Origin of the sequence: Pseudomonas abieticivorans, assembly GCF_023509015.1 — a bacterium.
Lineage (GTDB): Bacteria > Pseudomonadota > Gammaproteobacteria > Pseudomonadales > Pseudomonadaceae > Aquipseudomonas > Aquipseudomonas abieticivorans.
Map to the genome: position 1 here is coordinate 1,441,802 of NZ_CP094975.1, position 25,564 is coordinate 1,467,365.

The following is a 25,564-nucleotide window of genomic DNA, read 5'->3' on the forward strand; positions in this document are numbered from 1 at the left end:
GCGCAAATTTTATCCGCCCTGCCATCAGCTCGCTCTACGCCCGGCGCGACATCCCCGTTATACTTATCGGCTTTCCTGAATAAATGCCTATAGGGTCCCGCCGCGCATGGATAAGACCTACCAGCCGCACGCTATTGAAACTTCCTGGTACCAGACCTGGGAGTCCGAGAACTACTTCGCCCCACAAGGCGAGGGTGACTCGTACACCATCATGATCCCGCCGCCGAACGTCACCGGCAGCCTGCACATGGGTCACGGTTTCAACAACGCGATCATGGACGCCCTGATCCGTTTCCGCCGCATGCAGGGTCGCAATACCCTGTGGCAGCCAGGTACCGACCACGCCGGCATTGCCACGCAAATGCTGGTGGAGCGCCAACTGGAAGCTCAAGGCCAGAACCGCCACGACCTGGGTCGTGAGAAGTTTCTGGAAAAAGTGTGGGAATGGAAAGACCAGTCCGGCGGCAACATCAGCCGTCAGATCCGTCGCCTGGGCTCGTCCGTGGACTGGAGCCGCGAGCGCTTCACCATGGACGACGGCCTGTCGGAAGCGGTCAAGGAAGCCTTCGTGCGCCTGCACGAAGACGGCCTGATCTACCGCGGCAAGCGCCTGGTGAACTGGGACACCAAGCTGCACACCGCCATTTCCGACCTGGAAGTGGAAAACCATGACGAAAAAGGCTTCCTGTGGAACCTCAAGTACCCACTGGCAGACGGCGCGAAAACCGCTGACGGCCTGGGCTACCTGATCGTCGCCACCACCCGCCCGGAAACCATGCTGGGCGACGCGGCCGTGGCCGTGAATCCGCAAGACGAGCGCTACAAGGCATTGATCGGCCAGTTCGTCGAACTGCCCCTGGTCGGCCGCCGCATCCCGATCATCGGCGACGACTACTGCGACCCTGAATTCGGCACCGGCTGCGTGAAAATCACCCCGGCCCACGATTTCAACGACTACGAAGTCGGCAAGCGCCACAACCTGCCGCTGCTGAACATCTTCGACAAGAACGCCGCCGTACTGCTGGCCTGCCAGGTATTCAACCTGGACGGCACGCTGAACGAGAGCATCGACGGCTCGCTGCCGGCCAAGTACGCCGGCCTCGATCGCTTCGAAGCGCGCAAGCAGATCGTTGCCGATTTCGATGCCGCAGGCCTTCTGGTCAGCGTCGACGACCACGGCCTGAAAGTGCCGAAGGGCGACCGCTCGGGCACGATCATCGAGCCGTGGCTGACCGACCAGTGGTACGTGTCCACCAAGCCGTTGGCAGAACCGGCCATCGCCGCCGTGGAAGACGGCCGCATCGCCTTCGTGCCCAAGCAGTACGAAAACATGTACTTCTCCTGGATGCGCGACATCCAGGATTGGTGCATCAGCCGCCAACTGTGGTGGGGCCACCGCATCCCGGCCTGGTATGACGAATCGGGCAAGGTCTACGTGGGCCGCAGCGAAGACGAAGTACGTGCCAAGCACGGCCTGGGCGCAGACGTGGTGCTTAACCAGGACAACGACGTACTCGACACCTGGTTCAGTTCGGGCCTGTGGACCTTCAGCACACTGGGCTGGCCGGAACAAACCGACTTCCTGAAAAAATTCCACTCCACCGACGTGCTGGTCACCGGTTTCGACATCATTTTCTTCTGGGTTGCCCGGATGATCATGCTGACCATGCACCTGGTGAAAAACGAGGACGGCACCCCGCAGGTACCGTTCAAGACCGTGTACGTGCATGGTCTGGTGCGTGACGGCCAGGGCCAGAAGATGTCCAAGTCCAAGGGCAACGTGTTGGACCCACTGGACATCATCGACGGCATCGAGCTGGAAGACCTGGTGCACAAGCGCACCAACGGCCTGATGCAGCCCAAGCTTGCCAAGAAGATCGAGAAGCAGACCCGCGAAGAGTTCGCCGAGGGCATCGCCAGCTACGGCACCGACGCCCTGCGCTTCACCTTCTGCTCGCTGGCGTCCACCGGCCGCGACATCAAGTTCGACATGGGCCGCGTCGAAGGCTATCGCAATTTCTGCAACAAGATCTGGAACGCCACCCGCTACGTGCTGGACAAGGGCGAAGACTGCGGCCAGAACGGCGAAGCCTACGAACTGTCCCTGGCTGATCGCTGGATCATCTCCCAGCTGCAGCGCACCGAAGCCGAAGTGACCCGCCAACTGGACCAGTTCCGTTTCGACCTGGCTGCCCAGGCGTTGTACGAGTTCATCTGGAACCAATACTGCGACTGGTACCTGGAGCTGTCCAAGCCTGTGCTGTGGGACGAGAACGCGCCGGTCGAGCGCCAGCGTGGCACCCGTCGCACCCTGGTGCGCGTGCTGGAAGTGGCCATGCGCCTGGCGCATCCGTTCATGCCGTTCATCACTGAAGAAATCTGGCAGCGCCTGGCGCCGCTGGTGGGCGCGCAAGGCAAGACCATCATGCTGCAACCTTGGCCAGTGGCCAACGAGGCACGCATCGACGAGGCTGCCGAGGCCGACATCGAATGGCTCAAGGGCCTGATGCTGGGCGTGCGCAACATCCGTGGCGAAATGAACATCGGCCCGGGCAAGCCCCTGCAACTGTTCCTCAAGAACGTGAGCAGCGAAGACCAGCGCCGCCTGAGCGAAAACGATGCCCTGCTGAAGAAACTGGCCAAGCTGGAATCGATCACCGTATTGGCAGCTGGCGCCGAAGCGCCGCTGTCGGCCACCGCCTTGGTCGGCGAGATGGAAGTATTGGTGCCGATGGCTGGCCTGATCGACAAGGACGCCGAACTTGCGCGCCTGGACAAGGAAATCCAGCGCCTGCAAGGTGAAGTGCAACGGGTAGGCGGCAAGCTGTCCAACGCCGCCTTCGTCGACAAGGCACCGCCTGCGGTCATCGACAAGGAGCGCGCCAAGCTGGCCGAGGCCGAACAGGCCCTGGGCAAGCTGGCCGAGCAACACGCGCGGATCGCCAGCCTCTAACGCACACCGCTCCCCGTGGGAGCGGATTGATCCGCGAACATCACGCCGCGCACTGTCTGACACTGCGCGGCGTTTTTTTCGCGGATCAATCTGCTCCTACAGAGGGCTACGGAAAATCGGAACATTGCCATGACCGCCCCAAGCAAACCCACCTTTCACCCGCGCAACCGGCACCAAGGCCGTTACGACTTCGCCCAGTTGATCAAAAGCAGCCCCGAACTGGGCCAGTTCGTGATCCTCAACCCCTACGGCAAGCAAAGCATCGACTTCGCCAACCCGGCGGCGGTCAAGGTGTTCAACCGGGCGCTGCTCAAGGCGTTGTACGGCATCCACCACTGGGACATCCCGGCCAACTACCTGTGCCCGCCCATTCCCGGGCGCGCCGACTACATCCATTGCCTGGCCGACCTGCTGGCCGAAGGCAACGGCGGCGAGGTCCCTCGGGGCCCCTCGGTGCGTGCGCTGGACATCGGCGTAGGCGCCAACTGCGTCTACCCGCTGCTGGGCCACAGCGACTACCGCTGGCAGTTCGTGGGCTCGGACATCGACCCGGTGGCGTTGGCCTCGGCCAAGGCGATCGTGCAAGCCAATGGCTTGAACAAGGGCATCAGCCTGCGCCAACAAGCCAACCCCAAGCACATCCTCACCGGCCTGCTGCAGCCCGACGAACGCTTCGACGTGACCTTATGCAACCCGCCCTTCCACGCTTCCATAGAAGAGGCCACCAAGGGCAGCTCGCGCAAATGGCGCGCCCTGGGCAAGGCCGACCCCAAGCGCAAGCTGCCGGTGCTGAACTTTGGCGGGCAGAGCAATGAGTTGTGGTGCGAAGGCGGCGAAATCCGCTTTGTCAGCCAACTGATTGCCGAGAGCGCGCAGTATGGGCAGCAGGTGGGCTGGTTCAGTACCCTGGTGTCCAAGGCATCCAATTTGCCGGCGATTCAAGCGGCGCTGAAAAAAGCCGGCGCCGTGGCCACCCGCGTGGTAGAGATGGGCCAGGGGCAGAAGCAAAGCCGATTCGTGGCGTGGACGTTCCAGGCGCGGTAAAACGCGGGCAATAAAAAACCGTGCCCGGGTTGCCCCGAAGCACGGTTTTTTTACGTCTGCTTACAATTACTTGTTAACAGCGTCGGTCAGCACTTTGGCTGGCACGAATTTCACGACTTTCTTGGCAGCGATTTCGATGGCAGCGCCAGTCGAAGGGTTGCGGCCAGTGCGAGCTGGACGCTCGGTGATTTTCAGTTTGCCGATACCTGGCAGAGTGATTTCGCTGCCATTTTCCAGTTGATCAGCAACGATCTGGCCCAGTTGCTCAAGAGCGTTGCGCGCGGTGGTTTTAGGCGCGTCGATAGCTTCGGCGATGTCGGCGATCAGCTGGTCTTTGGTTAGTGCCATGGTGGTGTTCCTTCCCTATCAAATTCATTTGGATTGCAGAGTGCAACGTCAGTCATAGCGCCAGACCCGCCTGGGTCCGGCGATCGGTCTACAGCCACGCCAATCGCGAATGTAGATGCACAAATCGGAGTTTGGTTCGACCTGACGGGCAGCTATCTGCGGGCTATGCGCCGTTCTGGAGCGCAAGACCGGGCAAAACTAGCACACAGACAGAGAAATATCCGCCACAACCTGCCCATTTGTTCAGGTTTATCGGTGGTTTGATTGAAAATTAATCAAAAACGCCCTGAAACGCACTCGTGCACTGCCCAAACCCCCAGTTGCGTTACACTTGGCGCCTTTGCCGGGGCCGACCACACGCCGCTCCGTGCCAGCCCATTCGAACAGCCGAGAAGCCCATGCCGATCCGCCATTGCATCGTCCATTTGATCGACAAGAAACCCGACGGCAGCCCAGCAGTGCTTCACGCCCGCGACTCTGAACTTGCCGAGTCGGCGGCCATCGAGAACCTGCTGGCCGACCTCAACGACAGCTACAACGCCAAACAGGGCAAAGCCTGGGGGTTTTTCCATGCCGAGTCCGGTGCGCACCCGTTCAGTGGCTGGCTGAAGGAGTACCTGGACGAGGGCAAGGACTTCACCGCCTTCAGCCGCGTAGCCGTCGAGCATCTGCAAAAGCTGATGGAAGAATCCAACCTGTCCACCGGCGGCCACATTCTGTTCGCCCACTACCAGCAAGGCATGACCGACTACCTGGCGATCGCCCTGTTGCACCACAGCGAAGGCGTGGCGGTGAACGCCGAGCTTGACGTGACCCCCTCGCGCCACCTGGACCTGGGCCAACTGCACCTGGCTGCGCGCATCAATATTTCCGAGTGGCAGAACAACAAGAACTCCAAGCAGTACATCTCGTTCATCAAGGGCAAGAACGGCAAGAAGGTCTCGGAGTACTTCCGCGACTTCATCGGCTGCCAGGAAGGTGTCGACGGCCCCGGCGAAACCCGCACGTTGCTCAAGGCCTTCAGCGACTTCGTCGAAAGCGAAGACCTGCCCGAAGAGGCTGCCCGCGAGAAAACCCAGACCCTGGTCGAGTACGCCACCAGCCAGTCCAAGAACGGCGACCCGGTGGGCCTGGAAGAGCTTTCCGGGCTGATCGACGAAGACCGCCCCCGTGCCTTCTACGATCACATCCGCAACAAGGACTACGGCCTGTCGCCCGAGATCCCGGCAGACAAACGCACCTTGAACCAGTTCCGCCGCTTCACCGGCCGCGCCGAAGGCCTGTCCATCAGCTTCGAGGCGCACCTGCTGGGCTCCAAGATCGAATACGACGAAGAAGCCGGCACCCTGATCATCAAGGGCCTGCCCACGCAGCTCACCGACCAGCTCAAGCGCCGCAAGGACTGAAGGGGTGCTGAACCGGACCCTCAAGCGTTTTTTGCCGATCCTGGCGGTGGTGGTGCTGTTCCAGCAATGGGGCAAGATCGAGCACTTTTTCAACCCAGGCTCGGCGGTGTCGGCGCAACACCTCGCCGCCGCGAACGTCACACTGTACTCGACGGGCTGGTGTGGCTACTGCAAGGACTTCAGGCAGTACTTGGACCGCCAAGGCGTGAAGTATCAGGAGTTCGACATCGAGAAAGACGCCCAGGCCCGCGCCGCCTACGAAGCATTGGGCGGGCGCGGCATTCCGATGCTGGATGTGAACGGGGTGTTGTTGCGCCAGTTCGATGAAGCGGCGATTCTGGCGGCGTTGAACCAGCCGAAATAGTGTCGCCTGCTTCGCGGATGAATCCGCTCCTTGGGAAGCGGATTTATCCGCGACACGCGCGGCGCGGTCAGACAGCCGAAATCTTGAAGCCCAGGCGTGGGAAGTGCACGTGCACCACGCCTGCCCGTGGGTCCTCACGGCGCAGGATCAGCTGCTGGGCACCGGCAAACAGCAACTCCCCCTCCACCGGGTCAACCCCGTAGTCCACGGCACAAATCGTTACCCGGTCGCCTGCCTTGAACCCATTGGGGTCTACGAACTGCTCATCGGGCAGCGCCGCAGGCGCCGTATCGCGGGCAATGTCCAGCGCCGCTTCAGCCGTCAGCTCGCTGTAGGCGCCATGCCCGAAGCCCAGCACGCGCCCAAGCCAGGCATGCACGGCTGGGTAGGCATCCACCAGGGGCGACGTCACGGGGGTGCCTTTGAGGAACCACAAGGGGTGCGCGACGGCAAAGTCAGCCACCGAAGGTTCGCCGAACAGGTAGTCGCCCTCCTCGCGCTGCAGTTGCTGTTCCAGGCGCGCCATGAAGGCGGGCCATTGGTGCTTGGCTTGCTCCAGCGGCAAGCGTGTCGCGCTGCCACCACTGAACAGCTGCGCACGGTCGGCGATAAACGCCTTGACCGCTTCCGGCGTCAGGCGGGCGAAGCGCACGGCCACCGACTCTGGCTGGAACACCAGGCTCACGGCGTGCTGGAACAGCACTGAATCGGCCCAGGCAGCAAAGGCGGCGACGGTCATTTCCTGGCTTTCGGGGTACAGCGCCGGTAGGGATTTTTCTTGGTCCAGACGGCGGGCGATCAACGCGGTATCGCAGTAAATGTCCGCGCCCACCTGCAGTACCGGGGTCTTGCGATAGCCCCCGGTCAAGGCCACCAGGTCCGGCTTGGGCATGACCGGGGAGATCAGCACGGAACGCCAGGACAGCCCCTTGAAGCCGAGCATCAGGCGGGTCTTTTCGGCGAAAGGAGAGGTGGGGTAATGGTGAAGGATCAGCTCGGTCATCGATGAGTCCGCCAAGGTTGCACAAACCTCAAGCTTACTCCCGGCGCTGCCAATGGCCTACCGGCTCAGGCTGATAGTGGCTCATCCAGCGCGGTTATCGGCGCATATGACGCGACCAGCCGCTCCTTGGCGCTTTTGCGCAGGCGCTTGATCAATCGCTCCTGGCGAAGGGCCTCGCCTTTGTCCGCCCAGCACTCTACGTACACCAGGGCGATGGCTGGGCTGGAGCTGAAAAAGCGCGCGCCCTTGCCGCTCTGGTGCTTGGCAAAGCGTTTGTGCGGGTCGTCGCTGATGCCGCAATACAGCGCGCCATTGGCGGCGCGTACCAAGTAGACGAACCAGGGTTTGCCAGCAGTTGCTTGTTCAGTCACGTGTTTAAAACCTATCGGTACCGTGCAAGGGAAGGCTTTTCCCGTCTCATCACATCCTACAGTGCCCCGCTGCTCAATGACTTGGCCAGGTCAGCGTTTACCCCCGCCATCAAGCCATGCGGGCGACATACAGCGCGTGTGCAGGAAAATAGTTTAGGAAGCCCAACAACCCATGAGGCTTCAATCATGAAAACCGCTCATATTTGCCTATTGTCGCTACTGGCGGCGTCACTGGCCACTGCCGCCCACGCCGACCTTGGCGTGGACACCGCCCAAGCCATGCAGGCCCAATACAACGACACCCGCAGCCATTGCGACGGCGCAGCCGCGTTCAAGTGCTCGGGTATTTTCTTGCGCACCACCAAACCCTCCGACAAATACCACACCTGGGACCCAAGCCCCAATGCCGTGCAAAAAGGTGGGGTGTCCTTTTCGTATTTGCGCGCCGACGCGCAGATCGATCGGTTGGCCGAAGGCGCCCGCAGCGGCTTTACCCTGGCGCCGGTCGACCGCCGCCCCAGCGGTACCCAGCCGTACAAAACGCTGTGCGCCTATCCCACCGATGGCGACAGTTGGGAGCGGGATAAAAATGGTTGCGGCAACAACGCATTCACCCCGCAAGTGAAGGAAACCCTGTGCCACAGGGTGGGCATCAACAGCGCGCAAGACTGGATTGCCCACTACAACAACACACCAAAACCCGAGTACACCGGCTGGCAAGGTAACCCGGATTATCGCTATGCCACGCAATGTGCCTTCGATGTACGCGATGAAAAGGGCGCCAAGGCTGCCGACAATTTTCACCAGGCCCTACAGGTGATGCAATTGATGAAAGACCGCCCGTTCCCTTGGAACGAAATCATGATCAAGACCTGGAGCAAGGAGCACTCAGGCCAATTGCCGATCCAGTCGTTCTTTCATATCACCGGGCAACAGGGCCTGGCCGATGCCCGCAGCGTGCAACAGGATTGGCACAAGAGCACCGGCAAGTTTGTCCCGGTGATTGAAATCACCCTGCCCCAAGGCAACCGAACCGCGCAGTTCATTTACCGTGCCGACGACCAGGCGGTAAAGCCTTAAGCTCGCGGGCTTGATTGAAACGCCTTGAGCCCCTTGAGCGCCTGCTGCCGGACCTTGCCTTGCACCAACGGCGTCCAGCCCAGCAGCAGGCCTTTGGTGCCCAGGGCCTGACGTGCCCAGCGCCACAAATCGAAACTGTCATGGTGCTCGCACATCAGCCCGTCGCGAAACACGAAGCGCGCCTGGATGTCGTTGACCACGATGTTGCCGGTCTGGCTGAACAGGTAGGTCGCCACCCAGTGCGCGCCCCCACTGCGCTCGTCGCTGCGAACGCCGTCGAAGGTCAGGGAAAAATCTTTGGCGCGCGAGGCCAACATGCGCCACATGTCACCCGCATCACGCCCGCGCAAGGTGCCGAACGCCGGGTCGCTGAACACTACGTCGTCGGTGTAGCAGGCTGTCATGGCCTCGGCGTCCAGGCGCTGGAAAGCCTGGTAGAAACGGGTGATCAGGGCGCTGTTGGCGTCGCTCATGGCATGCACTCAAGGTTGTCGTGAGGGCATCCTAGCGTAAAAGCCCCACGTGTGAACCCCTGTGGGTGCAAGGCTGGCGGCAATGGCGGCTTCAGGCTTTTTCGCTGACCACCTGCACGTGCAGCGCACGGCCAGCGCCCAGGCCCGCAACAATCGCCGCCACGCCGATCAGGCCGAAAATCCAGCCCACCGCGCCCCAACCACCACTCAACTCGTGCACCACGCCTACGGCAAAAGGCCCCAGCGAAGCAAGGGTGTAGCCGATACCTTGGGACATGCTCGACAGGTTGGCGGCCACGTGCGAATCCCTGGAGCGCAGCACAATCAGGGTCAAGGCCAGCGAGAACGTCCCGCCCTGCCCCAACCCCAGCAGGATCGCCCAGCCCCACAGGCCGCTCAACGGCGCATACAGGCAACCAAACAGCCCACCCAGGGTGAGTAACATTACGATGACGATGGCCAGGCGCTGATCCCGACCACGGGTGGCCAGCCATGGGGTCGACAACGCACTGACCAGTTGCACGATGATCGAGCCAGACATCACCAGCCCGGCTTGGGCCGGCGACAGGCCGCGGCCGATCAGGATCGACGGCAGCCAGCCAAACACAATGTACGCCAAAGACGATTGCAGCCCCATGTACAGCGTCACCTGCCAGGCCAGCCGATCACGCAACAGCCCGCGTACACGGTAGGAGGCGTGCGCCGCGTGCTTGCCATTCTTCAGTTGCGGCAACCAGAACAACGCCGCGATCACCGCCGGCAGCAGCCAGAAGCCCAAACCCAACGACCAACTATCGCCCATCTTCTGCGCCAGCGGCACCGTGCTGCCCGCCGCCAGCGCCGCGCCCAGGCACAGGGCCATGGTGTAGACACCGGTCATGGTGCCGGCCTGGTTGGGAAAGTCGCGCTTGACGATACCCGGCAGCAATACGCCGATGATGCCGATGCTGGCGCCGGCCAGCAGCGTGCCGGCAAACAGCCCGAACTCGCCCAGAGAGCTGCGCAGGGCAATCGCCGCCGCCAGGCACAACAACACGCCGAACACCACCCGTTCGCTGCCAAATCGCCGTGCCAGGCGCGGTGCCAGGGGGGCGAACAGGCCTAGGCAGAGCACTGGCAACGTGGTCAGCAGGCCGGCCTGGGCCGACGACAACCCCAGGCTGCGCGCCACCTCGCCGAGCAGCGGCGCCATGCTCGACAGCGCCGGGCGCAGGTTCAGCGCCACCAGCACCAGGCCGAGCAGCAACAACCACGGCCGCGCACGGGTGGCCGGTTCAAGTGAAGTGGGGATGTGTTGAGCGCTGGTCATGAGCTTCTCGTTTTAAGGGGTTCAAAGGTCCGGGCAGTCGAGAATCGCTTGGCAGATCGACATGGCCCGTTCCGGGTCGCGCGCCTCCACCGCCGCCAGCAAGTCGCCGTGGCTGTGGAAAACGCTGGGGTTGCGCGGGGTGTGGTTGAGCGCGTGCAGGATCGCACTGCCCATCACCCCGGAAAAAAAGCGATACAGCTCGCTCAGGGTCGGGTTATGGGCCGCGTCCACCAGGCGCCGGTGAAACACCAGGTCGCATTCGATGTAGCGGTCGACGTCGCCGTGGTAATGCTCGCCGCTGTGGTTCAAGGCCATCATGCAGCGCTTGCAGGTCTTCGTCGGTACGGCGCACTGCAGCCAGGCCAATGGCCTGCACCTCAATGATGCGCCGGGTTTCCCGAGCCTGTTCCAGCGAACAACCCGACAGCGCCTTGAGGGTGTCGAACGGATCGACGTTCAAGCGCAGGTAACTGCCATCGCCCTGGCGAATCTCGATCAGGCCGCTGAAGGCCAACACGCGCATGGCTTCGCGCACGGTGTTGCGGCTGATGCCCAGCTGCGCGGCAAGCTCAGGTTCGGTGGGCAGGCGTTGGCCAATGGCCCAGGCACCGGAGTTGATGCGCGCGCGCAGTTGGTCCAGGGCCTGGTCGACCAGGGAGCGTTTGATCAGGGTGGACATGGCTTAACATCCAATCATCGGACGAATTACGACGGTGCAGATTAACGTCGCAGGGCATCGATGGCAAACAGCTTTGGATGTGCGGTATCCGGTTCGCGGATGATTCCTACAGGCATACCCGTCACCTTGTAGGAGCGGATTCATCCGCGAAAGCCCCGACGCGGTATGCCTGATGCACCGCGGCGGCCTTTTCGCGGATGAATCCGCTCCTACACGGGTTTATGGCGCACCATAAAAAAACCCGGAACGAGTCCGGGTTTTTTATCAAACGCTCAAGCCATCAATGCAGGATCTGGCTCAGGAACAGCTTGGTCCGATCGCTCTGCGGGTTGTCGAAGAAGTCGTTCGGCGCGGCCTGCTCGACGATTTCACCCTTGTCCATGAAGATCACCCGGTTGGCCACGGTGCGGGCGAAGCCCATTTCGTGGGTCACGCAGAGCATGGTCATGCCGTCTTCGGCCAGGCCGATCATGGTGTCGAGTACTTCCTTCACCATTTCCGGGTCCAGCGCCGAGGTCGGTTCGTCGAACAGCATGATCTTGGGCTTCATGCACAAGGCGCGGGCAATCGCCACGCGCTGCTGCTGGCCGCCGGACAATTGCCCCGGGAACTTGTGCGCCTGCTCCGGGATGCGCACGCGCTCCAGGTAATGCATGGCGATTTCCTCGGCCTGACGCTTGGGCATCTTGCGTACCCACATTGGTGCCAACGTGCAGTTTTGCAAAATGGTCAGGTGCGGGAACAGGTTGAAGTGCTGGAACACCATGCCCACTTCACGGCGGATCGCTTCGATCTGCTTGAGGTCGTTGGTCAGTTCCACGCCGTCCACCACGATGCGGCCCTGCTGGTGTTCTTCCAGGCGGTTGAGGCAACGGATGGTGGTCGACTTGCCCGAGCCCGAAGGCCCGCACAGCACGATACGCTCGCCCTGACGCACGTTCAGGTTGATGTCCTTGAGCACGTGGAACTGGCCGTACCACTTGTTCACGCCCTGCATCTGGATAATGCCTTCGGCACCCACAGGCTGTTTGATCGCTTCACTCATGAAAAAACTCCTAACGCTTGTGGCCAGTATCCAGCTTGTGCTCAAGGTGCACGCTGTAGCGGGACATACTGAAACAGAAAATCCAGAACACCAGGGCCGCGAACACGTAGCCCTCGGTGGCCATGCCTAGCCAAGTCGGGTCGGCCGACGCCTGCTTGACGCTGTTGAGCAAGTCGAACAAGCCGATGATGATCACCAGGCTCGTGTCCTTGAACAGCGCAATGAAGGTGTTGACGATACCGGGGATCACCAGCTTCAGCGCTTGCGGCAAAATCACCAGGCCCATCGACCGCCAGTAGCCCAGGCCCATCGCCGCGGCCGCTTCATACTGCCCTTTCGGGATGGCTTGCAGGCCACCGCGCACCACCTCGGCCACGTAGGCCGACTGGAACAGGATGACGCCGATCAGTGCCCGCAGCAACTTGTCGAAGCTCATGCCTTCTGGCAGGAACAGCGGCAGCATCACCGAGGACATGAACAGCACGGTGATCAACGGCACGCCGCGCCAGAACTCGATGAAGGTCACGCACACCACCTTCACCGCCGGCATCTTCGAGCGCCGGCCCAGGGCCAGCAGAATGCCCAGCGGCAAGGCGCCGGCGATGCCGACCGTGGCGATGACCAAGGTCAGCATCAGGCCGCCCCATTGGCTGGTGGCCACGTTTTCCAAGCCCAGGTAGCCACCGTGCAGCAGGGTGTAGGCCACGATCGGGTAGATCACCAAGAAGCTCAGGCCATAGACGGCCTTGCGCTGAAAGCGGGAGATGAACAACGGCGCCACCCCGATCACCGCCAGCCACACGGTCAGGTCTACGCGCCAGCGCAGTTCACGCGGGTAGTAGCCATACATGAACTGGCCAAAGCGCTGCTCGATGAACACCCAGCAAGCGCCAGACTTGGTGCAGTCGGCACGGGTGGTGCCTACCCAGTTGGCATCGAAGATCGCCCAGTGCAGCAGCGGCGGCACGATCAGCCAGATCAGGTAGAAGGCAAACAGCGTCAGCAAGGTGTTCAGCCAACTGGAGAACAGGTTGTTGCGCATCCACGCCACCGGGCCAAAGACGCGCTTTGGCGGTGCCATGTCGGGTTTGAAGATATGAGTGGTCATGTGCGTATCCTCACCGCTCGATCAGCGCAATGCGCTTGTTGTACCAGTTCATCAACAGCGAAATGCTGATGCTGATGGCCAGGTAGACGCTCATGGTGATGGCAATGACTTCAATCGCCTGGCCGGTCTGGTTGAGCACCGTGCCGGCAAACAGCGAAACCATTTCCGGGTAACCGATACCGGCCGCCAGCGAGGAGTTCTTCGCCAGGTTCAGGTATTGGCTGGTCAGCGGCGGGATGATCACGCGCAGGGCTTGCGGGATGATCACCTTGCGCAGCGTTGGCCCAGGGCGCAGGCCCAGGGAACGTGCCGCTTCAGTTTGGCCGTGGGTCACCGACTTGATGCCCGAGCGCACGATCTCGGCGATGAACGCCGCGGTGTACACGGTCAGTGCCAGGGTCAGGGCCAGCAGTTCAGGGATCAATACCCAGCCGCCGACGAAGTTGAAGCCGCGCAGCTCGGGCATTTCCCAATGCACCGGGCTGCCGAACACCAACACGTCCAGTGCAGGGATGATCAGCAGCAGCGCCAGGCCCGCCCAGAACTTGTGGAACGGTACGCCGGTTGCCTCGAAGCGCTTGTTCGCCCAGCGCGCCATCAGCACGATCGCACCGATGGCGATGGCCACGGCTACCCAGAACGGCCAGAAACCGTCGGCGGCAATGGCGGCCGGCATGTTCAGGCCACGGCTGCTGACGTAAAAGGTGTCCCACAGGTTATGGCTGGCCCGTGGGCCCGGCATGGTCAGGAACACTGCGAAATACCAGAACAGGATTTGCAGCAACGGCGGGATGTTACGGAAGACCTCGACGTAGACGGTTGCCAGCTTGCTGATCATCCAGTTGGGTGACAGGCGGGCCACACCGATGATGAAGCCCAGCAAAGTCGCCAAGACAATGCCGATGACCGTCACCAGCAGCGTGTTCAACAGGCCGATGACGAACACCCGGGCATAGCTGTCCGATTCGGTGTAGTCGATCAGGTGCTGGGCGATGCCGAAGCCGGCGCTGCGTTCCAGGAAGTCGAAGCCGGAGGTGATGCCGCGGTGTTGCAGGTTGGTCTGGGTGTTGTGAAACAGAAACCAGCCCAGCGAGACCACCGCCACAATCGTGATGATCTGAAATAGCCACGCACGCACACGTGGATCGGTCAGGGAGAAACCCTTGGGTGCGCCGATTTGTTTTTGCATGGAATGCCCCGGAGGAAAGGGAGTGAAACAGCACCTGGCAGCGGCCGCTGCCAGGTGCGGGGGGCCAATCAGCGCACTGGAGGTGCGTACTGGATGCCGCCGTTATTCCACAGAGCGTTCAAGCCACGGTCGATCGCCAACGGAGTGCCTTTGCCGAGGTTTTTCTCGAACACTTCGCCGTAGTTACCGACTTGCTTGACGATCTGCACTACCCAGTCCTTCGGCAGTTTCAGGTCCTTGCCATATTCACCGTCGCCACCCAGCAGACGGGCGACGTCCGGGTTCTTGGTGGACTTGGCTTCTTCTTCGACGTTTTTCGACGTCACGCCAGCTTCTTCGGCGTTGAGCATGGCGAACAGGGTCCACTTGACGATGCTGAACCACTCTTCGTCGCCTTTACGCACGACCGGGCCCAGGGGCTCCTTGGAGATGGTTTCCGGCAGTACCACGTAGTCGCCTGGGTTGGCCAGCTTGGAGCGCTGTGCGTAAAGCTGCGATTTATCGGAGGTCAGCACGTCGCAACGGCCGCTTTCCAGCGACTTGGCGCTTTCGTCGGAGGTGTCGAACGTGATCGGGGTGTACTTCAGGCCATTGCCACGGAAGTAGTCGGAAACGTTCAGCTCGGTGGTGGTACCGGCCTGGATGCAGATGGTTGCACCGTCCAGTTCCTTGGCACTTTTAACGCCCAGCTTTTTGTTGACCAGGAAGCCAACGCCGTCGTAGTAAGTGACGCCGGTGAACATCAGGCCCATGCCAGCGTCACGCGAGCTGGTCCAGGTGGTGTTACGCGACAGTACGTCGATCTCGCCGGACTGCAGCGCGGTGAAGCGCTCCTTGGCATTGAGCTGGCTGAACTTGACCTTTTTCGCATCACCAAACACTGCTGCGGCTACGGCGCGGCAGACGTCGGCGTCGATCCCCTTGATGGTGCCCGAGGCGTCCGGAACGGAGAAGCCAGGCAAGCCATCACTGACGCCGCACTGGATGAAGCCTTTCTTCTGAATGGCGTCCAGCGTGGTCCCTGCCTGCACGAAGCTGCTGACACCGAGAACGGTAGCGGCAGTCAGTACGGCGAGGGTGGATTTCAGCATCTTCATTCAAACCTCCAATGTGCTCTTGTTGTGTTCGAGCGTTCGTCCTGCCGCACCCTTATGAGGCAACTGCGACCCGTGCTGGCTTTTTTTTGGGTCGAGCGGGTCAGGACTATTAGTTTTTTGCGAACCGCCAGGCCTTACCAAGGCACTGTTGAGCTCGCGACTCCTTGATCGACCGGGAGGGGTAAAGCGATGTCATGCCCGCTTCTGTCCCCCCCGTTGATCGGCGAATTTATTGTGAAATGCCCAAACGGGATTTCTCCTCTGCCTCGCCTGATAACAGCCTGATAGTGTTACCGCTTGAAGAAAGGCACTCGCTTGCCATCTCCTGTAGCAAAGCCCGTACCACAGTGCTTTGCGGAAGCGTTTCAGTGCACGTCAATAGGGAAACTTGTACCCTTGCGACATCTTCTTCAGTGATCCACCTTTCACGCCCTTTTAAATTGCACTCTATGAGAGCGTGCGCACTTCTTTGGAGCAGCCATGAGCAACCCCCTGATTCTTGAGCCCAACAAGCCTGCCGACGCCTGCGTGATCTGGCTGCACGGCCTGGGCGCCGACCGCTACGATTTCATGCCCGTGGCCGAGGCCCTGCAGCAAAGCCTGCACACCACCCGCTTCGTGCTGCCCCAGGCGCCAACCCGCGCCGTCACCATCAATGGTGGCTATGAGATGCCGAGCTGGTATGACATCAAGGCCATGACCCCGGCGCGGGCCATAGACCAAGCGCAACTGGAGCAGTCGGCAGACCTGGTCATCGACTTGATCGAGGCCGAACGGGCCAAGGGCATCGACGGTTCGCGCATCTTTATCGCCGGCTTTTCCCAAGGTGGCGCCGTGGTGTACCACACCGCCTTTTTGCGCTACGAAGGCCCGCTGGGCGGCGTATTGGCGCTGTCCACCTACGCCCCGACATTCAGCGATGAGGTAGTAGTGAAAGCCAGCCAGGCGCGCACGCCGGTGCTGTGCCTGCATGGCAACCATGACGAAGTGGTGTTCAACGCCATGGGCCGCAGCGCTTTTGAGTACTTGAAGGGTTGGGGCGTAACCGTTACCTGGCAGGAGTACCCGATGGGCCACGAAGTGTTACCCCAAGAGATCCATGACATTGGCGTGTGGTTAAGCGAAAAACTCGTCTAAATCGGTACAAAACGGGCGCTGCAGGCAAACTTCCTGTAGCGTCCGCCGCCAGACACTACGCCGCGCCCGATTCTTGCATTACACTGCCCGGCGTACATTCCTTAATCAATTAATGAGATGACCGTGCTCAAAGCACTCAAGAAAATGTTCGGTAAAAGCGAGGCTGAGCAGCTCGTTGCCGGCGCCCCTGCACCTCGCGCTATCCCCGTCAGCGCGGCAGAACCTGCCCAGCCTGCCCCACACACGCAGCCCAGAGCCCTGGAGCCCGAGCCTCAGGCGCCTGCTGCAGAGCCGCAAGCGGTGCAGCACTCGACCAAACCCAAGCCCACCGAGCGCAAGCCCAAGCCTGCCGCCGTTCTGTGGAAGCTGGAAGATTTCGCCGTAGCGCCCCAGGAAGGCAAGACCCGCTTCCATGATTTCCCGCTGTCGCCCGAACTGATGCACGCCATTCATGACCTGGGCTTTCCTTATTGCACGCCGATCCAGGCGCAGGTCATGGGTTTCACCATCAAGGGCCGCGACGCCATCGGTCGCGCCCAGACCGGTACTGGCAAAACTGCCGCATTCCTGATCTCGATCATCACCCAGTTGCAGCAGACCCCGGCGCCCAAAGAGCGCTACATGGGCGAGCCGCGCGCACTGATCATCGCCCCCACCCGCGAGCTGGTGGTGCAGATCGCCAAGGATGCCGCGGCGCTGACCAAGTACACCGGCCTGAACGTCATGACGTTCGTTGGCGGCATGGACTTCGACAAGCAGCTCAAGCAACTCGAAGCCCGCCATTGCGACATCCTGGTCGCCACCCCTGGCCGCCTGCTGGACTTCAACCAGCGCGGCGAAGTGCACTTGGACATGGTCGAGGTGATGGTGCTGGACGAAGCCGACCGCATGCTCGACATGGGCTTCATCCCACAAGTACGCCAGATCATTCGCCAGACCCCACCGAAAAACGAGCGCCAGACCCTGCTGTTCTCGGCCACCTTCACCGAAGACGTGATGAACCTGGCCAAGCAATGGACCACGGACCCGGCCATCGTCGAGATCGAGCCTGAAAACGTCGCCAGCGAAACCGTCGAGCAACACGTGTACGCGGTGGCCGGCAGCGACAAGTACAAGCTGCTGTACAACCTGGTCACTGACAACGGTTGGGAGCGGGTGATGGTATTTGCCAACCGCAAGGACGAAGTGCGCCGCATCGAGGAGCGCCTGGTGCGCGATGGCGTGAACGCCGCGCAGCTGTCGGGCGACGTGCCGCAGCACAAGCGCATCAAAACCCTGGAAGGCTTTCGCGAAGGCAAGATCCGCGTGCTGGTGGCCACCGACGTGGCCGGGCGTGGCATCCACATCGACGGCATCAGCCACGTGATCAACTTTACCCTGCCGGAAGACCCGGACGACTACGTGCACCGCATTGGCCGTACCGGCCGGGCGGGCATGAGCGGTGTGTCGATCAGCTTCGCCGGCGAAGACGACTCCTATCAGTTGCCATCGATCGAGGCCCTGCTGGGCCGCAAGATCAGCTGCGAAATGCCGCCGACCGAGCTGCTCAGGCCGGTTGAGCGCAAGCGCACCTAAGCGGATTGATCCGCGAAAAGAACGCTGCGGTGTGTCAGGCAAACCGCGGCGTTTTTTTTCGCGGATAAATCCGCTCCTACCGTGTTGCGCCAGGCCCGGGCTTTCCGGCCTCTTCAGATACCCCAGCGGTCCGCCGCCGCGTTGTCGCTGTCCTTGCCTTCTACCCAGCGCGCACCCTGCTCGGTGCTTTCCTTCTTCCAGAACGGCGCCCGGGTCTTGAGGTAGTCCATCACGAAGTTGCAGGCATCGAAAGCAGCCTGGCGATGAGCGCTGGCGATGCCGACAAACACGATCGGCTCGCCCGGCTCCAAAGCGCCGATGCGATGCAACACTTGGACCTTGAGCAAGGGCCAGCGCTGCTCGGCCTCCAGCACGATCTTGGCCAATGCTTTCTCGGTCATGCCCGGATAGTGCTCCAGGAACATCCCGGCCACTTCCAGGCCGTCATTGAAGTCACGCACATAACCGACAAAGCTCACCACCGCGCCAACACCTACGTTGGCGGCATGCATGGCGTTGACCTCGACGCCTGGGTCAAACGGGCTGGACTGCACGCGAACGCTCATGTCAGCCCCCGGTCACGGGCGGGAAAAACGCCACTTCATCACCGTCTGCCACCGGTTCGTCCAGCTTGCACAAGTCCTGGTTGCGCGCGCACATCAGGTTGGCCTCCCCCAATACACTCCAGTTGCCACCGCGCTCCAGCAGTTCCTGGCGTACGTCTTCCAAGGTCTTGAACTCGCCTTGAAGTGCTTCGCCATCCATGCCCATGGCTTCGCGGTAACGAGCGAAATACACTACGTTAATGTTCATTGTGCGTCCGCCTGGTAGTGGCCGCTCTTGCCGCCGAGCTTTTCCAGCAGGCGCACGGTCTCGATGATCATGCCCTTGTCCACGGCCTTGCACATGTCGTAGAGGGTCAATGCCGCGACACTGGCAGCCGTCAGCGCTTCCATCTCCACGCCGGTCTGCCCGGCCAACTTGCACCGCGCAACGATGCGCACGCAGTCAGTGCCCTCGGTGCTCAGCTCGACCTTGACACTGGTCAGCATCAGCGGATGGCACAGGGGGATCAGGTCACTGGTTTTTTTCGCCGCCTGGATACCGGCAATGCGCGCCACGGCGAACACGTCACCCTTGGGGTGGCCACCGGCAACGATCATTTCCAGGGTTTGCGGGAGCATGCGCACCCGCGCTTCGGCCGTGGCTTCACGGGACGTCACGGCTTTTTCGGTGACGTCGACCATGTTGGCGCGACCTTGGGAATCGAGATGAGTCAGCACGAGCCTTTGCTCCTGGGTAGGGAAAGACGATTGTAAACCGTGCGCGAGCCTGCGGGGGGAACGAATGAATCCGCCCCCGCAGGGGCGGTTTCATCCGTGAAGCGATTACAAATGCGACTCGGCGTATTCGGCCAGAATCGAGCGTGGTACCCCTTGCAGCGTGATGTGCACGCCGTTCGGGAAGTCCTTGAAGCGTTCGGTGAGGTAGGTCAGGCCCGAGCTTGGCGCCGACAGGTAAGGGGTGTCGATCTGTGCCAGGTTACCCAGGCAGATCACCTTGGAGCCGGCACCTGCACGGGTGATGATGGTTTTCATCTGGTGCGGGGTCAGGTTCTGGCATTCGTCGATCAGAATCAGGCTTTGCTGGAAGCTGCGGCCCCGGATGTAGTTGAGGGATTTGAACTGCAACGGCACTTTGCTGAGGATGTAGTCGACGCTGCCATGGGTGTTTTCGTCATCCATGTGCAAGGCTTCGAGGTTGTCGGTGATCGCGCCCAGCCAAGGTTCCATTTTCTCGGCTTCGGTGCCCGGCAAAAAGCCGATCTCTTGGTCCAGGCCCTGTACGCTACGGGTGGCGATGATGCGCCGGTAGCGTTTGGTGACCATGGTTTGTTCGATGGCGGCGGCCAGCGCCAGGATGGTTTTACCCGAACCTGCGGCACCGGTCAGGTTGACCAGGTGGATGTCTGGGTCCAGCAGGGCAAACAGCGCCAGGGCCTGGTGAATATCGCGGGGTTTCAGGCCCCAGGCTTCCTGATGCAGAAGCGGCTCTTGGTGCAGGTCCAGAATGACCAACTCACCGGACTGGATCGCCTTGATCCAACCGACGAAGCCTTGTTCGTCGATGATGAACTCGTTGATGTGCACCGCCGGCAGGTTGTCGGTCAATTGCACGCGGTGCCAGGTGCGGCCATGGTCCTGGCGGGTGTCCACCTTGCTGACGCGGTCCCAGAACGAGCCGGTCATGGTGTGGTAGCCACGGGAAAGCAAGGAGACATCGTCAACCAGTTGGTCGGTACTGTAGTCCTCGGCCTCGATCCCGCACGCACGGGCCTTGAGGCGCATGTTGATGTCTTTGGTGACCAGGACGATGTTCCAGTCCGGCTTGCGCTGATGCAGGTCGACCAGTTGATTGATGATGATGTTGTCGTTCAGGTGGCTGGGCAAAAGGTTGCTCGGCTCACCGATCTTGGGCATCAGGATGGACAGGAACCCCTTGGGGTCACCCTTGCCGCGCTGGATCGGCACACCCAGTTCGACATCGGCCGGGCAGGCTTCGCCCAGGGTCTGGTCGATCAGGCGGATGGCCTGGCGGCATTCGGCAGCGATGGATTGCTTGCCGCTTTTAAGCTTGTCTAGCTCCTCGAGTACCGTCATCGGGATGGCAACGTGGTGTTCTTCGAAGTTCAGCAGCGCGTTTGGATCGTGGATCAGTACGTTGGTATCGAGCACATAAAGGATTGGCTGGTTGGAAGAGGTGGTGCGTCCTTGATCATCCATACTCGGTCACCTTTTTGGGAGCCATTCGACGCAATACCTAGACGGTGCTGCGCCGCGAAGTGACCGCCGACCTCGCTGTGCCCCAGAGTGCTGTGGTCACGCGAGATACATACCCAACTGGCGTTTTAAGACGCCACCTGTGTTGCAGGGTTCGGCGATCTGTCTTCGTAATACCGCAAAAAACATGACGAAAAAACTACTTTGACGCTTTTTTTAAGTTTATTTTTATGAACGATGAATATCGCTTGGCGTAGGGGCCACGCACCGGTAAAGTCAGAAGTCGACCCCCTCGCAATGCCCCCGCAAATTTTTCGCCCATTGCCCTGCAGGCCACGTAATCACTGGGCCCTGGCAAAATCATGGCAGTCTTGCCAACCGATCCCGCTTTGCGCCGTTTGTTGCAGCAACCAAGGCACCGCCGACTGGGCTTTGGCCTGGGTATCGTGGAACACCACCACGCCATGACGCCATAGCAGCATCAACGTCAGTACCCGCTGCGCGCTCTGCTCGGCCGTCAGTTGAATGCTGTCATCCTGGGAATCGATGTCCCACAGGGCCACCTGCAGCTTCTGCGTGCTGAAGAACTCCCGGCTGTCGGCCCGGCGCTGGCCGTAGGGCGGGCGGAACAGCGGCACGTAGTTGTCGGGCAGCTCGTTTTCCACCAACGCCACGCTGCGCAGGATCGAGCCTTGCCAGTCGACCCACTGCGCGTGCGACCGGTATTGCCAGCCCTGCACGCCCACGCACTGGCCCTTGTACAAGGCCTGCAGGTTGGTCTGGGCCTTGTCGGCACGGTTCTGCAGGTTCTGCCCAATGACGAAGAAGGTCGCGTTCATCTTTTGCTTGCGCAGGTAGTCGGTCATCCCTTCGGTGCCGCCCACGGCGATGCTCGGGCCGCTGTCAAAGGTCAGCAGGAACAGCCGGTCCGGGAGTTCATCGCCATTGCGCTCAAGGTCCGACAGCAGCGTGACTTCGCTGCTGATCTGCGGTGCCAAGGCGGCCAGGCGCAATAATTCATCCAGGTAAGTCTGGTGGAACGCCAGGCCCGGTGCGGCCCAACCGGCGTAGAACGAATCGCTGTCGATGGCAAATGTCGCGGCCTGCTGCTTGAGGCTGTCCAGGTCGTCGATGGCCAGGCAAAACGAAGCGTCCTGCCCGCAGCTTTGCTGGGCCCGGTCGAAGTTTTGCCACAAACGCTGCCACAGGCGGCCGCGCAGTTCGTTGATCGACGCCAGGTTGATCTGCCGCAAGCCCAGGCGCTCGGCCAGTTCGGTTTCGTCCAGCGCTTCGCTTTCCAGCAGGGCGCGGGCGAACATCAGAATTTCGGCACGCGACGCCACGTCAAAGCGTGCAGGCGACTCGAGTGCCTCGGGCCAGGTGCCGCGGTCAATGAAAGCCACCGGCGGCGGCGTGGCGGCCTGGGCGCCGAATGTGGCGAGGGCGGCCATTAATAGGCAAGCGAGGCGCAAGGGCAGGTCTCCTGAGCGATATGGCCAGCACTGTACCCTGTAGGAGCGGATTTATCCGCGAAAAATACACCGCAGTGGTGCAGGTAGACCGTAGGGCGCTTTTCGCGGATAAATCCGCTACCACAGATGGAGTTTGCCGCCCCGCCCCCCTAAAATCGCCCCCACGATTAAAGGAGACGACCGCATGCTGATGGTGATATCCCCAGCCAAGACCCTCGATTTTGAAACACCCCCGGTAACCCAGCGCTTCACCCAGCCGCAATACCTGGACCACTCACAGGAGCTGATCCAGATTCTGCGCGAACTGAGCCCGGCGCAGATCAGCGAGCTGATGCACCTGTCCGACAAGCTCGCCGGCCTGAACGCCGCGCGCTTTGGTAGCTGGAACCCCGCCTTTACGCCCGACAATGCCAAGCAGGCGCTGCTGGCTTTCAAAGGCGACGTGTACACGGGGCTTGGTGCCCAAACCCTGGGCGAGGACGATTTCAGCTACGCCCAGCAGCACCTGCGCATGCTGTCCGGCCTCTACGGCCTGCTGCGCCCGCTGGACTTGATGCAGCCTTATCGCCTGGAAATGGGCACCAAGCTTGCCAACGCCCGCGGCAAAGACCTGTACGCCTTCTGGGGCACACAAATCAGCGAATGGCTGAACGAAGCCCTGGCCGAGCAAGGCGATGACGTGCTGCTCAACCTGGCCTCCAACGAGTATTTTTCGGCGGTCAAGCGCACGGCTCTCAAGGCCCGTATCGTCAATGTCGACTTCAAGGACTTGAAGAACGGCCAGTACAAGATCATCAGCTTCTATGCGAAAAAAGCCCGCGGCATGATGGCCCGCCACGTGATCGAACAGCGCATCGACAACCCAGAGGCGCTCAAGCAATTTGATGTGCAGGGTTATCGTTTTAGCGCCGAGCAGTCCAAAACCGATCAGTTAGTGTTCTTGCGTGACCACCCCGACGACTGAAAAAGATCCAATCTGGTGCGCGGGTATCGCCCGACCCGCGCCCACTCTCAAAGTTCAAAGAAAACGACCGATCGCATGATCGGTATTTTTTTGACGTCATAAAATCGTCGAACTGACATATAGCAAATCTGAATACCCTTGGAACTGAGTTTTTTTCCGGTTTTTTGACGACTTTTTTTTGGATAGTGGCAAAAAAACATCTCTGCTCCGCAACGCCTTTATACATAGGGGTGAAACGGAAAGTGCTATCAAAATGCGAGTATTGATATCGGAAAAATTATTAAACATTTCTTCATGAACGGTCGGTTCGGTCAGGAACTAATACCAAACATTGCCGCTCCTACATGCCGTAACGATTCTCGAGCGCTATGTGAGAGATGTCGTACACCGCGACTGGATTGGGTCCGGGCAATTACCCGGAAGACATTGACTCAACGGTCATCACATATGACCCAGAAGTTGATCTCAGGAGAGAACGCACCAAAAGAGCACCTTCTAGATGGCCAGGCCAGAGCCCTTTTACTGAGCTCCTGCAAAGCGTCTTAGTGTTTGATTTCATTGGCCCATTAGCCAATCCCGAAATCGCTCACTGCAAGCATGGAAGTCGTTTTGTAATACAGGCTGGTTACATTTCAGGGCAACGCCCTTATTACATGGCCCAGTGACGCCCAACTTGAGTGCAACTTTATTGTGCTCGGAACTTATATGCCTGCGTTCGGCTGAATGACACTTAAGTTGTCAGGACCCCGAGTGCGCGAACACTGCTGGTTAATTAAACCCAGTCTGGCTCTTATTGGTTTGAGTCGGCGTGAAAACACATGAGGTGAATGCGATGCGTATCAGCATCTTTGGTTTGGGTTATGTCGGTGCAGTGTGCGCCGGTTGCCTGTCTGCACGTGGTCATGATGTGGTTGGCGTGGATATTTCCAAAGCCAAGATCGACCTGATCAACAACGGCAAATCGCCTATCGTCGAGCCGGGGCTCGAAGAGCTGCTGGCCCAGGGCATTCAGACCGGCCGGCTGCGCGGCACCACCGATTTTGCGGCGGCAATCCGCGACACCGACCTGTCGATGATCTGCGTCGGCACCCCGAGCAAAAAGAACGGCGACCTGGAACTCGACTACATCGAATCGGTGTGCCGCGAGATCGGTTTCGTACTGCGTGACAAAACCTCGCGTCATACGATTGTCGTGCGTTCGACCGTATTGCCCGGCACTGTAAAAAATGTGGTCATTCCTATTTTGGAAGACTGCTCCGGGAAAAAGGCCGGCGTGGACTTCGGCGTGGCAGTGAACCCCGAGTTCCTGCGTGAAAGCACCGCCATCGCCGACTACGATCACCCGCCGATGACCGTCATCGGCGAATTCGACAAGGCCTCGGGCGATGCCCTGCAGTCCCTGTACGAAGAACTCGACGCCCAGATCATCCGCAAGGACATCGAAGTGGCCGAGATGATCAAGTACACCTGCAACGTGTGGCACGCCACCAAGGTGACCTTCGCCAACGAGATCGGCAACATCGCCAAAGCGGTCGGCGTCGACGGTCGCGAAGTGATGGAAGTGGTATGCCAGGACAAGGCCCTGAACCTGTCGCAGTACTACATGCGCCCAGGTTTTGCCTTCGGCGGCTCCTGCCTGCCCAAGGACGTACGCGCCCTGACCTACCGCGCAAGCACCCTGGACGTCGACGCGCCACTGCTCAACTCGCTGATGCGCAGCAACGTGTCCCAGGTGCAGAACGCTTTCGACATCATCTCCAGCCACGACAAGCGCAAGGTCGCCCTGCTGGGCCTGAGCTTCAAGGCCGGTACCGATGACCTGCGCGAAAGCCCGCTGGTAGAACTTGCCGAAATGCTGATCGGCAAGGGCTTCGACCTGAAGATCTACGACAGCAACGTCGAGTACGCTCGTGTTCACGGTGCGAACAAGGACTACATCGAGTCCAAGATCCCCCACGTGTCGAGCCTGCTGGACTCGGACTTCGAAGGTGTGATCAACAACTCCGACGTGATCATCCTGGGTAACCGCGACGAGAAGTTCCGCTCGCTGGTGGAGTCCGTGCCACACGGCAAGCAGGTCATCGACCTGGTCGGCTTCATGCCCAACTCCAGCTGCCCGGTCGCCCGTACCGAAGGCATCTGCTGGTAACGGTAACCGGCTGGCCCG

Annotated in this window: 23 protein-coding genes and 1 pseudogene; 9 read left to right on the forward strand and 15 right to left on the reverse strand. The window is 60.7% G+C overall.

Annotation, left to right across the window (positions count from 1 at the left end; translation table 11 throughout):
• Window positions 1-106 precede the first annotated feature (106 nt).
• Entirely contained in the window at window positions 107-2,953 is a 2,847-nt protein-coding gene (locus tag L9B60_RS06460) for a valine--tRNA ligase (protein ID WP_249677363.1), read from the forward strand.
• A gap of 129 nt (window positions 2,954-3,082) precedes the next feature.
• Complete coding sequence (gene rlmF, locus L9B60_RS06465) at window positions 3,083-3,997, forward strand: 23S rRNA (adenine(1618)-N(6))-methyltransferase RlmF (protein ID WP_249677365.1); 915 nt, start codon at window positions 3,083-3,085, stop codon at window positions 3,995-3,997.
• A gap of 66 nt (window positions 3,998-4,063) precedes the next feature.
• On the opposite strand, the gene L9B60_RS06470 is transcribed toward rlmF, so the two are convergent.
• Window positions 4,064-4,345 (reverse strand): HU family DNA-binding protein, encoded by a 282-nt coding sequence (locus L9B60_RS06470; protein WP_009398256.1) that lies wholly within the window; start codon window positions 4,343-4,345, stop codon window positions 4,064-4,066.
• A gap of 398 nt (window positions 4,346-4,743) precedes the next feature.
• On the opposite strand from L9B60_RS06470, the gene yejK reads away from it, so the two are divergent.
• Together yejK and L9B60_RS06480 are read left to right on the forward strand one after the other, a co-directional pair.
• Window positions 4,744-5,751, forward strand: coding sequence for a nucleoid-associated protein YejK (yejK, locus tag L9B60_RS06475; protein WP_249677367.1), 1,008 nt, complete (start codon window positions 4,744-4,746; stop codon window positions 5,749-5,751).
• A gap of 4 nt (window positions 5,752-5,755) precedes the next feature.
• Window positions 5,756-6,115, forward strand: a complete 360-nt coding sequence (locus L9B60_RS06480; protein WP_249677368.1) for a glutaredoxin family protein — start codon at window positions 5,756-5,758, stop codon at window positions 6,113-6,115.
• A gap of 67 nt (window positions 6,116-6,182) precedes the next feature.
• Here the strand turns inward: L9B60_RS06480 and L9B60_RS06485 are convergent, their stop codons facing one another.
• Window positions 6,183-7,118: a glutathione S-transferase family protein gene (locus L9B60_RS06485; RefSeq protein ID WP_249677370.1), complete on the reverse strand. Its 936-nt coding sequence runs from the start codon at window positions 7,116-7,118 to the stop codon at window positions 6,183-6,185.
• 65 nt (window positions 7,119-7,183) lie between these two features.
• Window positions 7,184-7,489 (reverse strand): GIY-YIG nuclease family protein, encoded by a 306-nt coding sequence (locus L9B60_RS06490; protein ID WP_249677373.1) that lies wholly within the window; start codon window positions 7,487-7,489, stop codon window positions 7,184-7,186.
• 186 nt (window positions 7,490-7,675) lie between these two features.
• Between L9B60_RS06490 and L9B60_RS06495 the strand changes: the two genes are divergently transcribed.
• Window positions 7,676-8,569, forward strand: a complete 894-nt coding sequence (locus tag L9B60_RS06495; protein WP_249677374.1) for a hypothetical protein — start codon at window positions 7,676-7,678, stop codon at window positions 8,567-8,569.
• On the opposite strand, the gene L9B60_RS06500 is transcribed toward L9B60_RS06495, so the two are convergent.
• The 7 genes and pseudogenes from L9B60_RS06500 to L9B60_RS06530 all read right to left on the reverse strand — a co-directional run bounded on the left by L9B60_RS06500 (window position 8,566) and on the right by L9B60_RS06530 (window position 15,469).
• A complete protein-coding gene (locus L9B60_RS06500; protein WP_249677376.1) occupies window positions 8,566-9,042 on the reverse strand; it encodes a nuclear transport factor 2 family protein in 477 nt (158 codons plus the stop codon). The genes L9B60_RS06495 and L9B60_RS06500 overlap by 4 nt on opposite strands.
• A gap of 91 nt (window positions 9,043-9,133) precedes the next feature.
• Window positions 9,134-10,351: a CynX/NimT family MFS transporter gene (locus tag L9B60_RS06505; protein ID WP_249677378.1), complete on the reverse strand. Its 1,218-nt coding sequence runs from the start codon at window positions 10,349-10,351 to the stop codon at window positions 9,134-9,136.
• Between the two features lie 21 nt (window positions 10,352-10,372).
• Window positions 10,373-11,030 (reverse strand): annotated as a pseudogene (locus L9B60_RS06510) (FadR/GntR family transcriptional regulator).
• A gap of 280 nt (window positions 11,031-11,310) precedes the next feature.
• Complete coding sequence (locus L9B60_RS06515; RefSeq protein ID WP_249677381.1) at window positions 11,311-12,075, reverse strand: amino acid ABC transporter ATP-binding protein; 765 nt, start codon at window positions 12,073-12,075, stop codon at window positions 11,311-11,313.
• Window positions 12,076-12,085: 10 nt separating this feature from the next.
• On the reverse strand, window positions 12,086-13,183 hold the full coding sequence (locus L9B60_RS06520) for an amino acid ABC transporter permease (protein ID WP_249677383.1): 1,098 nt from the start codon (window positions 13,181-13,183) through the stop codon (window positions 12,086-12,088).
• Between the two features lie 10 nt (window positions 13,184-13,193).
• Window positions 13,194-14,372, reverse strand: coding sequence for an amino acid ABC transporter permease (locus L9B60_RS06525; RefSeq protein ID WP_249677384.1), 1,179 nt, complete (start codon window positions 14,370-14,372; stop codon window positions 13,194-13,196).
• 68 nt (window positions 14,373-14,440) lie between these two features.
• Window positions 14,441-15,469: an amino acid ABC transporter substrate-binding protein gene (locus tag L9B60_RS06530; protein WP_249677386.1), complete on the reverse strand. Its 1,029-nt coding sequence runs from the start codon at window positions 15,467-15,469 to the stop codon at window positions 14,441-14,443.
• 480 nt (window positions 15,470-15,949) lie between these two features.
• Between L9B60_RS06530 and L9B60_RS06535 the strand changes: the two genes are divergently transcribed.
• Both L9B60_RS06535 and rhlB read left to right on the forward strand, forming a co-directional pair.
• Window positions 15,950-16,606 carry an alpha/beta hydrolase gene (locus L9B60_RS06535; protein WP_249677389.1) on the forward strand — a complete coding sequence of 219 codons (657 nt, stop codon included), beginning with the start codon at window positions 15,950-15,952 and terminating at the stop codon, window positions 16,604-16,606.
• A 117-nt stretch (window positions 16,607-16,723) separates the two neighbouring features.
• Window positions 16,724-18,181 (forward strand): ATP-dependent RNA helicase RhlB, encoded by a 1,458-nt coding sequence (gene rhlB, locus L9B60_RS06540; protein WP_249677391.1) that lies wholly within the window; start codon window positions 16,724-16,726, stop codon window positions 18,179-18,181.
• A 113-nt stretch (window positions 18,182-18,294) separates the two neighbouring features.
• On the opposite strand, the gene moaE is transcribed toward rhlB, so the two are convergent.
• The 5 genes from moaE to L9B60_RS06565 all read right to left on the reverse strand — a co-directional run bounded on the left by moaE (window position 18,295) and on the right by L9B60_RS06565 (window position 22,433).
• Window positions 18,295-18,747, reverse strand: a complete 453-nt coding sequence (gene moaE, locus L9B60_RS06545; protein WP_249677394.1) for a molybdopterin synthase catalytic subunit MoaE — start codon at window positions 18,745-18,747, stop codon at window positions 18,295-18,297.
• A gap of 1 nt (window position 18,748) precedes the next feature.
• Complete coding sequence (moaD, locus tag L9B60_RS06550) at window positions 18,749-18,994, reverse strand: molybdopterin converting factor subunit 1 (RefSeq protein WP_249677396.1); 246 nt, start codon at window positions 18,992-18,994, stop codon at window positions 18,749-18,751.
• Window positions 18,991-19,464, reverse strand: coding sequence for a cyclic pyranopterin monophosphate synthase MoaC (moaC, locus tag L9B60_RS06555; RefSeq protein ID WP_249677398.1), 474 nt, complete (start codon window positions 19,462-19,464; stop codon window positions 18,991-18,993). Before moaC ends, moaD begins: the two co-directional genes overlap by 4 nt.
• Window positions 19,465-19,569: 105 nt before the next feature.
• A complete protein-coding gene (locus L9B60_RS06560) occupies window positions 19,570-20,964 on the reverse strand; it encodes a PhoH family protein (protein WP_249677401.1) in 1,395 nt (464 codons plus the stop codon).
• 338 nt (window positions 20,965-21,302) lie between these two features.
• Window positions 21,303-22,433 (reverse strand): polysaccharide deacetylase family protein, encoded by a 1,131-nt coding sequence (locus tag L9B60_RS06565; RefSeq protein ID WP_249677402.1) that lies wholly within the window; start codon window positions 22,431-22,433, stop codon window positions 21,303-21,305.
• A 184-nt stretch (window positions 22,434-22,617) separates the two neighbouring features.
• Here L9B60_RS06565 and yaaA point away from each other — a divergent pair, with 184 nt between their 5' ends.
• The gene (yaaA, locus tag L9B60_RS06570; protein ID WP_249677404.1) at window positions 22,618-23,397 is read left to right on the forward strand and encodes a peroxide stress protein YaaA; all 780 of its coding nucleotides are present in this window, start codon (window positions 22,618-22,620) and stop codon (window positions 23,395-23,397) included.
• Between the two features lie 832 nt (window positions 23,398-24,229).
• On the forward strand, window positions 24,230-25,546 hold the full coding sequence (locus tag L9B60_RS06575) for a nucleotide sugar dehydrogenase (RefSeq protein WP_249677406.1): 1,317 nt from the start codon (window positions 24,230-24,232) through the stop codon (window positions 25,544-25,546).
• Window positions 25,547-25,564: the final 18 nt, after the last annotated feature.

Bases quoted from the DNA above. Each gene is read 5' to 3' on its own strand.
- L9B60_RS06460 (WP_249677363.1), top strand. From the start codon at position 107: ATGGATAAGACCTACCAGCCGCACGCTATTGAAACTTCCTGGTACCAG.
- rlmF (WP_249677365.1), top strand. From the start codon at position 3,083: ATGACCGCCCCAAGCAAACCCACCTTTCACCCGCGCAACCGGCACCAA.
- L9B60_RS06470 (WP_009398256.1), bottom strand. From the start codon at position 4,345: ATGGCACTAACCAAAGACCAGCTGATCGCCGACATCGCCGAAGCTATC.
- yejK (WP_249677367.1), top strand. From the start codon at position 4,744: ATGCCGATCCGCCATTGCATCGTCCATTTGATCGACAAGAAACCCGAC.
- L9B60_RS06485 (WP_249677370.1), bottom strand. From the start codon at position 7,118: ATGACCGAGCTGATCCTTCACCATTACCCCACCTCTCCTTTCGCCGAA.
- L9B60_RS06495 (WP_249677374.1), top strand. From the start codon at position 7,676: ATGAAAACCGCTCATATTTGCCTATTGTCGCTACTGGCGGCGTCACTG.
- L9B60_RS06500 (WP_249677376.1), bottom strand. From the start codon at position 9,042: ATGAGCGACGCCAACAGCGCCCTGATCACCCGTTTCTACCAGGCTTTC.
- L9B60_RS06505 (WP_249677378.1), bottom strand. From the start codon at position 10,351: ATGACCAGCGCTCAACACATCCCCACTTCACTTGAACCGGCCACCCGT.
- L9B60_RS06515 (WP_249677381.1), bottom strand. From the start codon at position 12,075: ATGAGTGAAGCGATCAAACAGCCTGTGGGTGCCGAAGGCATTATCCAG.
- L9B60_RS06520 (WP_249677383.1), bottom strand. From the start codon at position 13,183: ATGACCACTCATATCTTCAAACCCGACATGGCACCGCCAAAGCGCGTC.
- L9B60_RS06525 (WP_249677384.1), bottom strand. From the start codon at position 14,372: ATGCAAAAACAAATCGGCGCACCCAAGGGTTTCTCCCTGACCGATCCA.
- L9B60_RS06530 (WP_249677386.1), bottom strand. From the start codon at position 15,469: ATGAAGATGCTGAAATCCACCCTCGCCGTACTGACTGCCGCTACCGTT.
- L9B60_RS06535 (WP_249677389.1), top strand. From the start codon at position 15,950: ATGAGCAACCCCCTGATTCTTGAGCCCAACAAGCCTGCCGACGCCTGC.
- rhlB (WP_249677391.1), top strand. From the start codon at position 16,724: ATGACCGTGCTCAAAGCACTCAAGAAAATGTTCGGTAAAAGCGAGGCT.
- moaE (WP_249677394.1), bottom strand. From the start codon at position 18,747: ATGAGCGTTCGCGTGCAGTCCAGCCCGTTTGACCCAGGCGTCGAGGTC.
- moaD (WP_249677396.1), bottom strand. From the start codon at position 18,994: ATGAACATTAACGTAGTGTATTTCGCTCGTTACCGCGAAGCCATGGGC.
- L9B60_RS06560 (WP_249677401.1), bottom strand. From the start codon at position 20,964: ATGGATGATCAAGGACGCACCACCTCTTCCAACCAGCCAATCCTTTAT.
- yaaA (WP_249677404.1), top strand. From the start codon at position 22,618: ATGCTGATGGTGATATCCCCAGCCAAGACCCTCGATTTTGAAACACCC.
- L9B60_RS06575 (WP_249677406.1), top strand. From the start codon at position 24,230: ATGCGTATCAGCATCTTTGGTTTGGGTTATGTCGGTGCAGTGTGCGCC.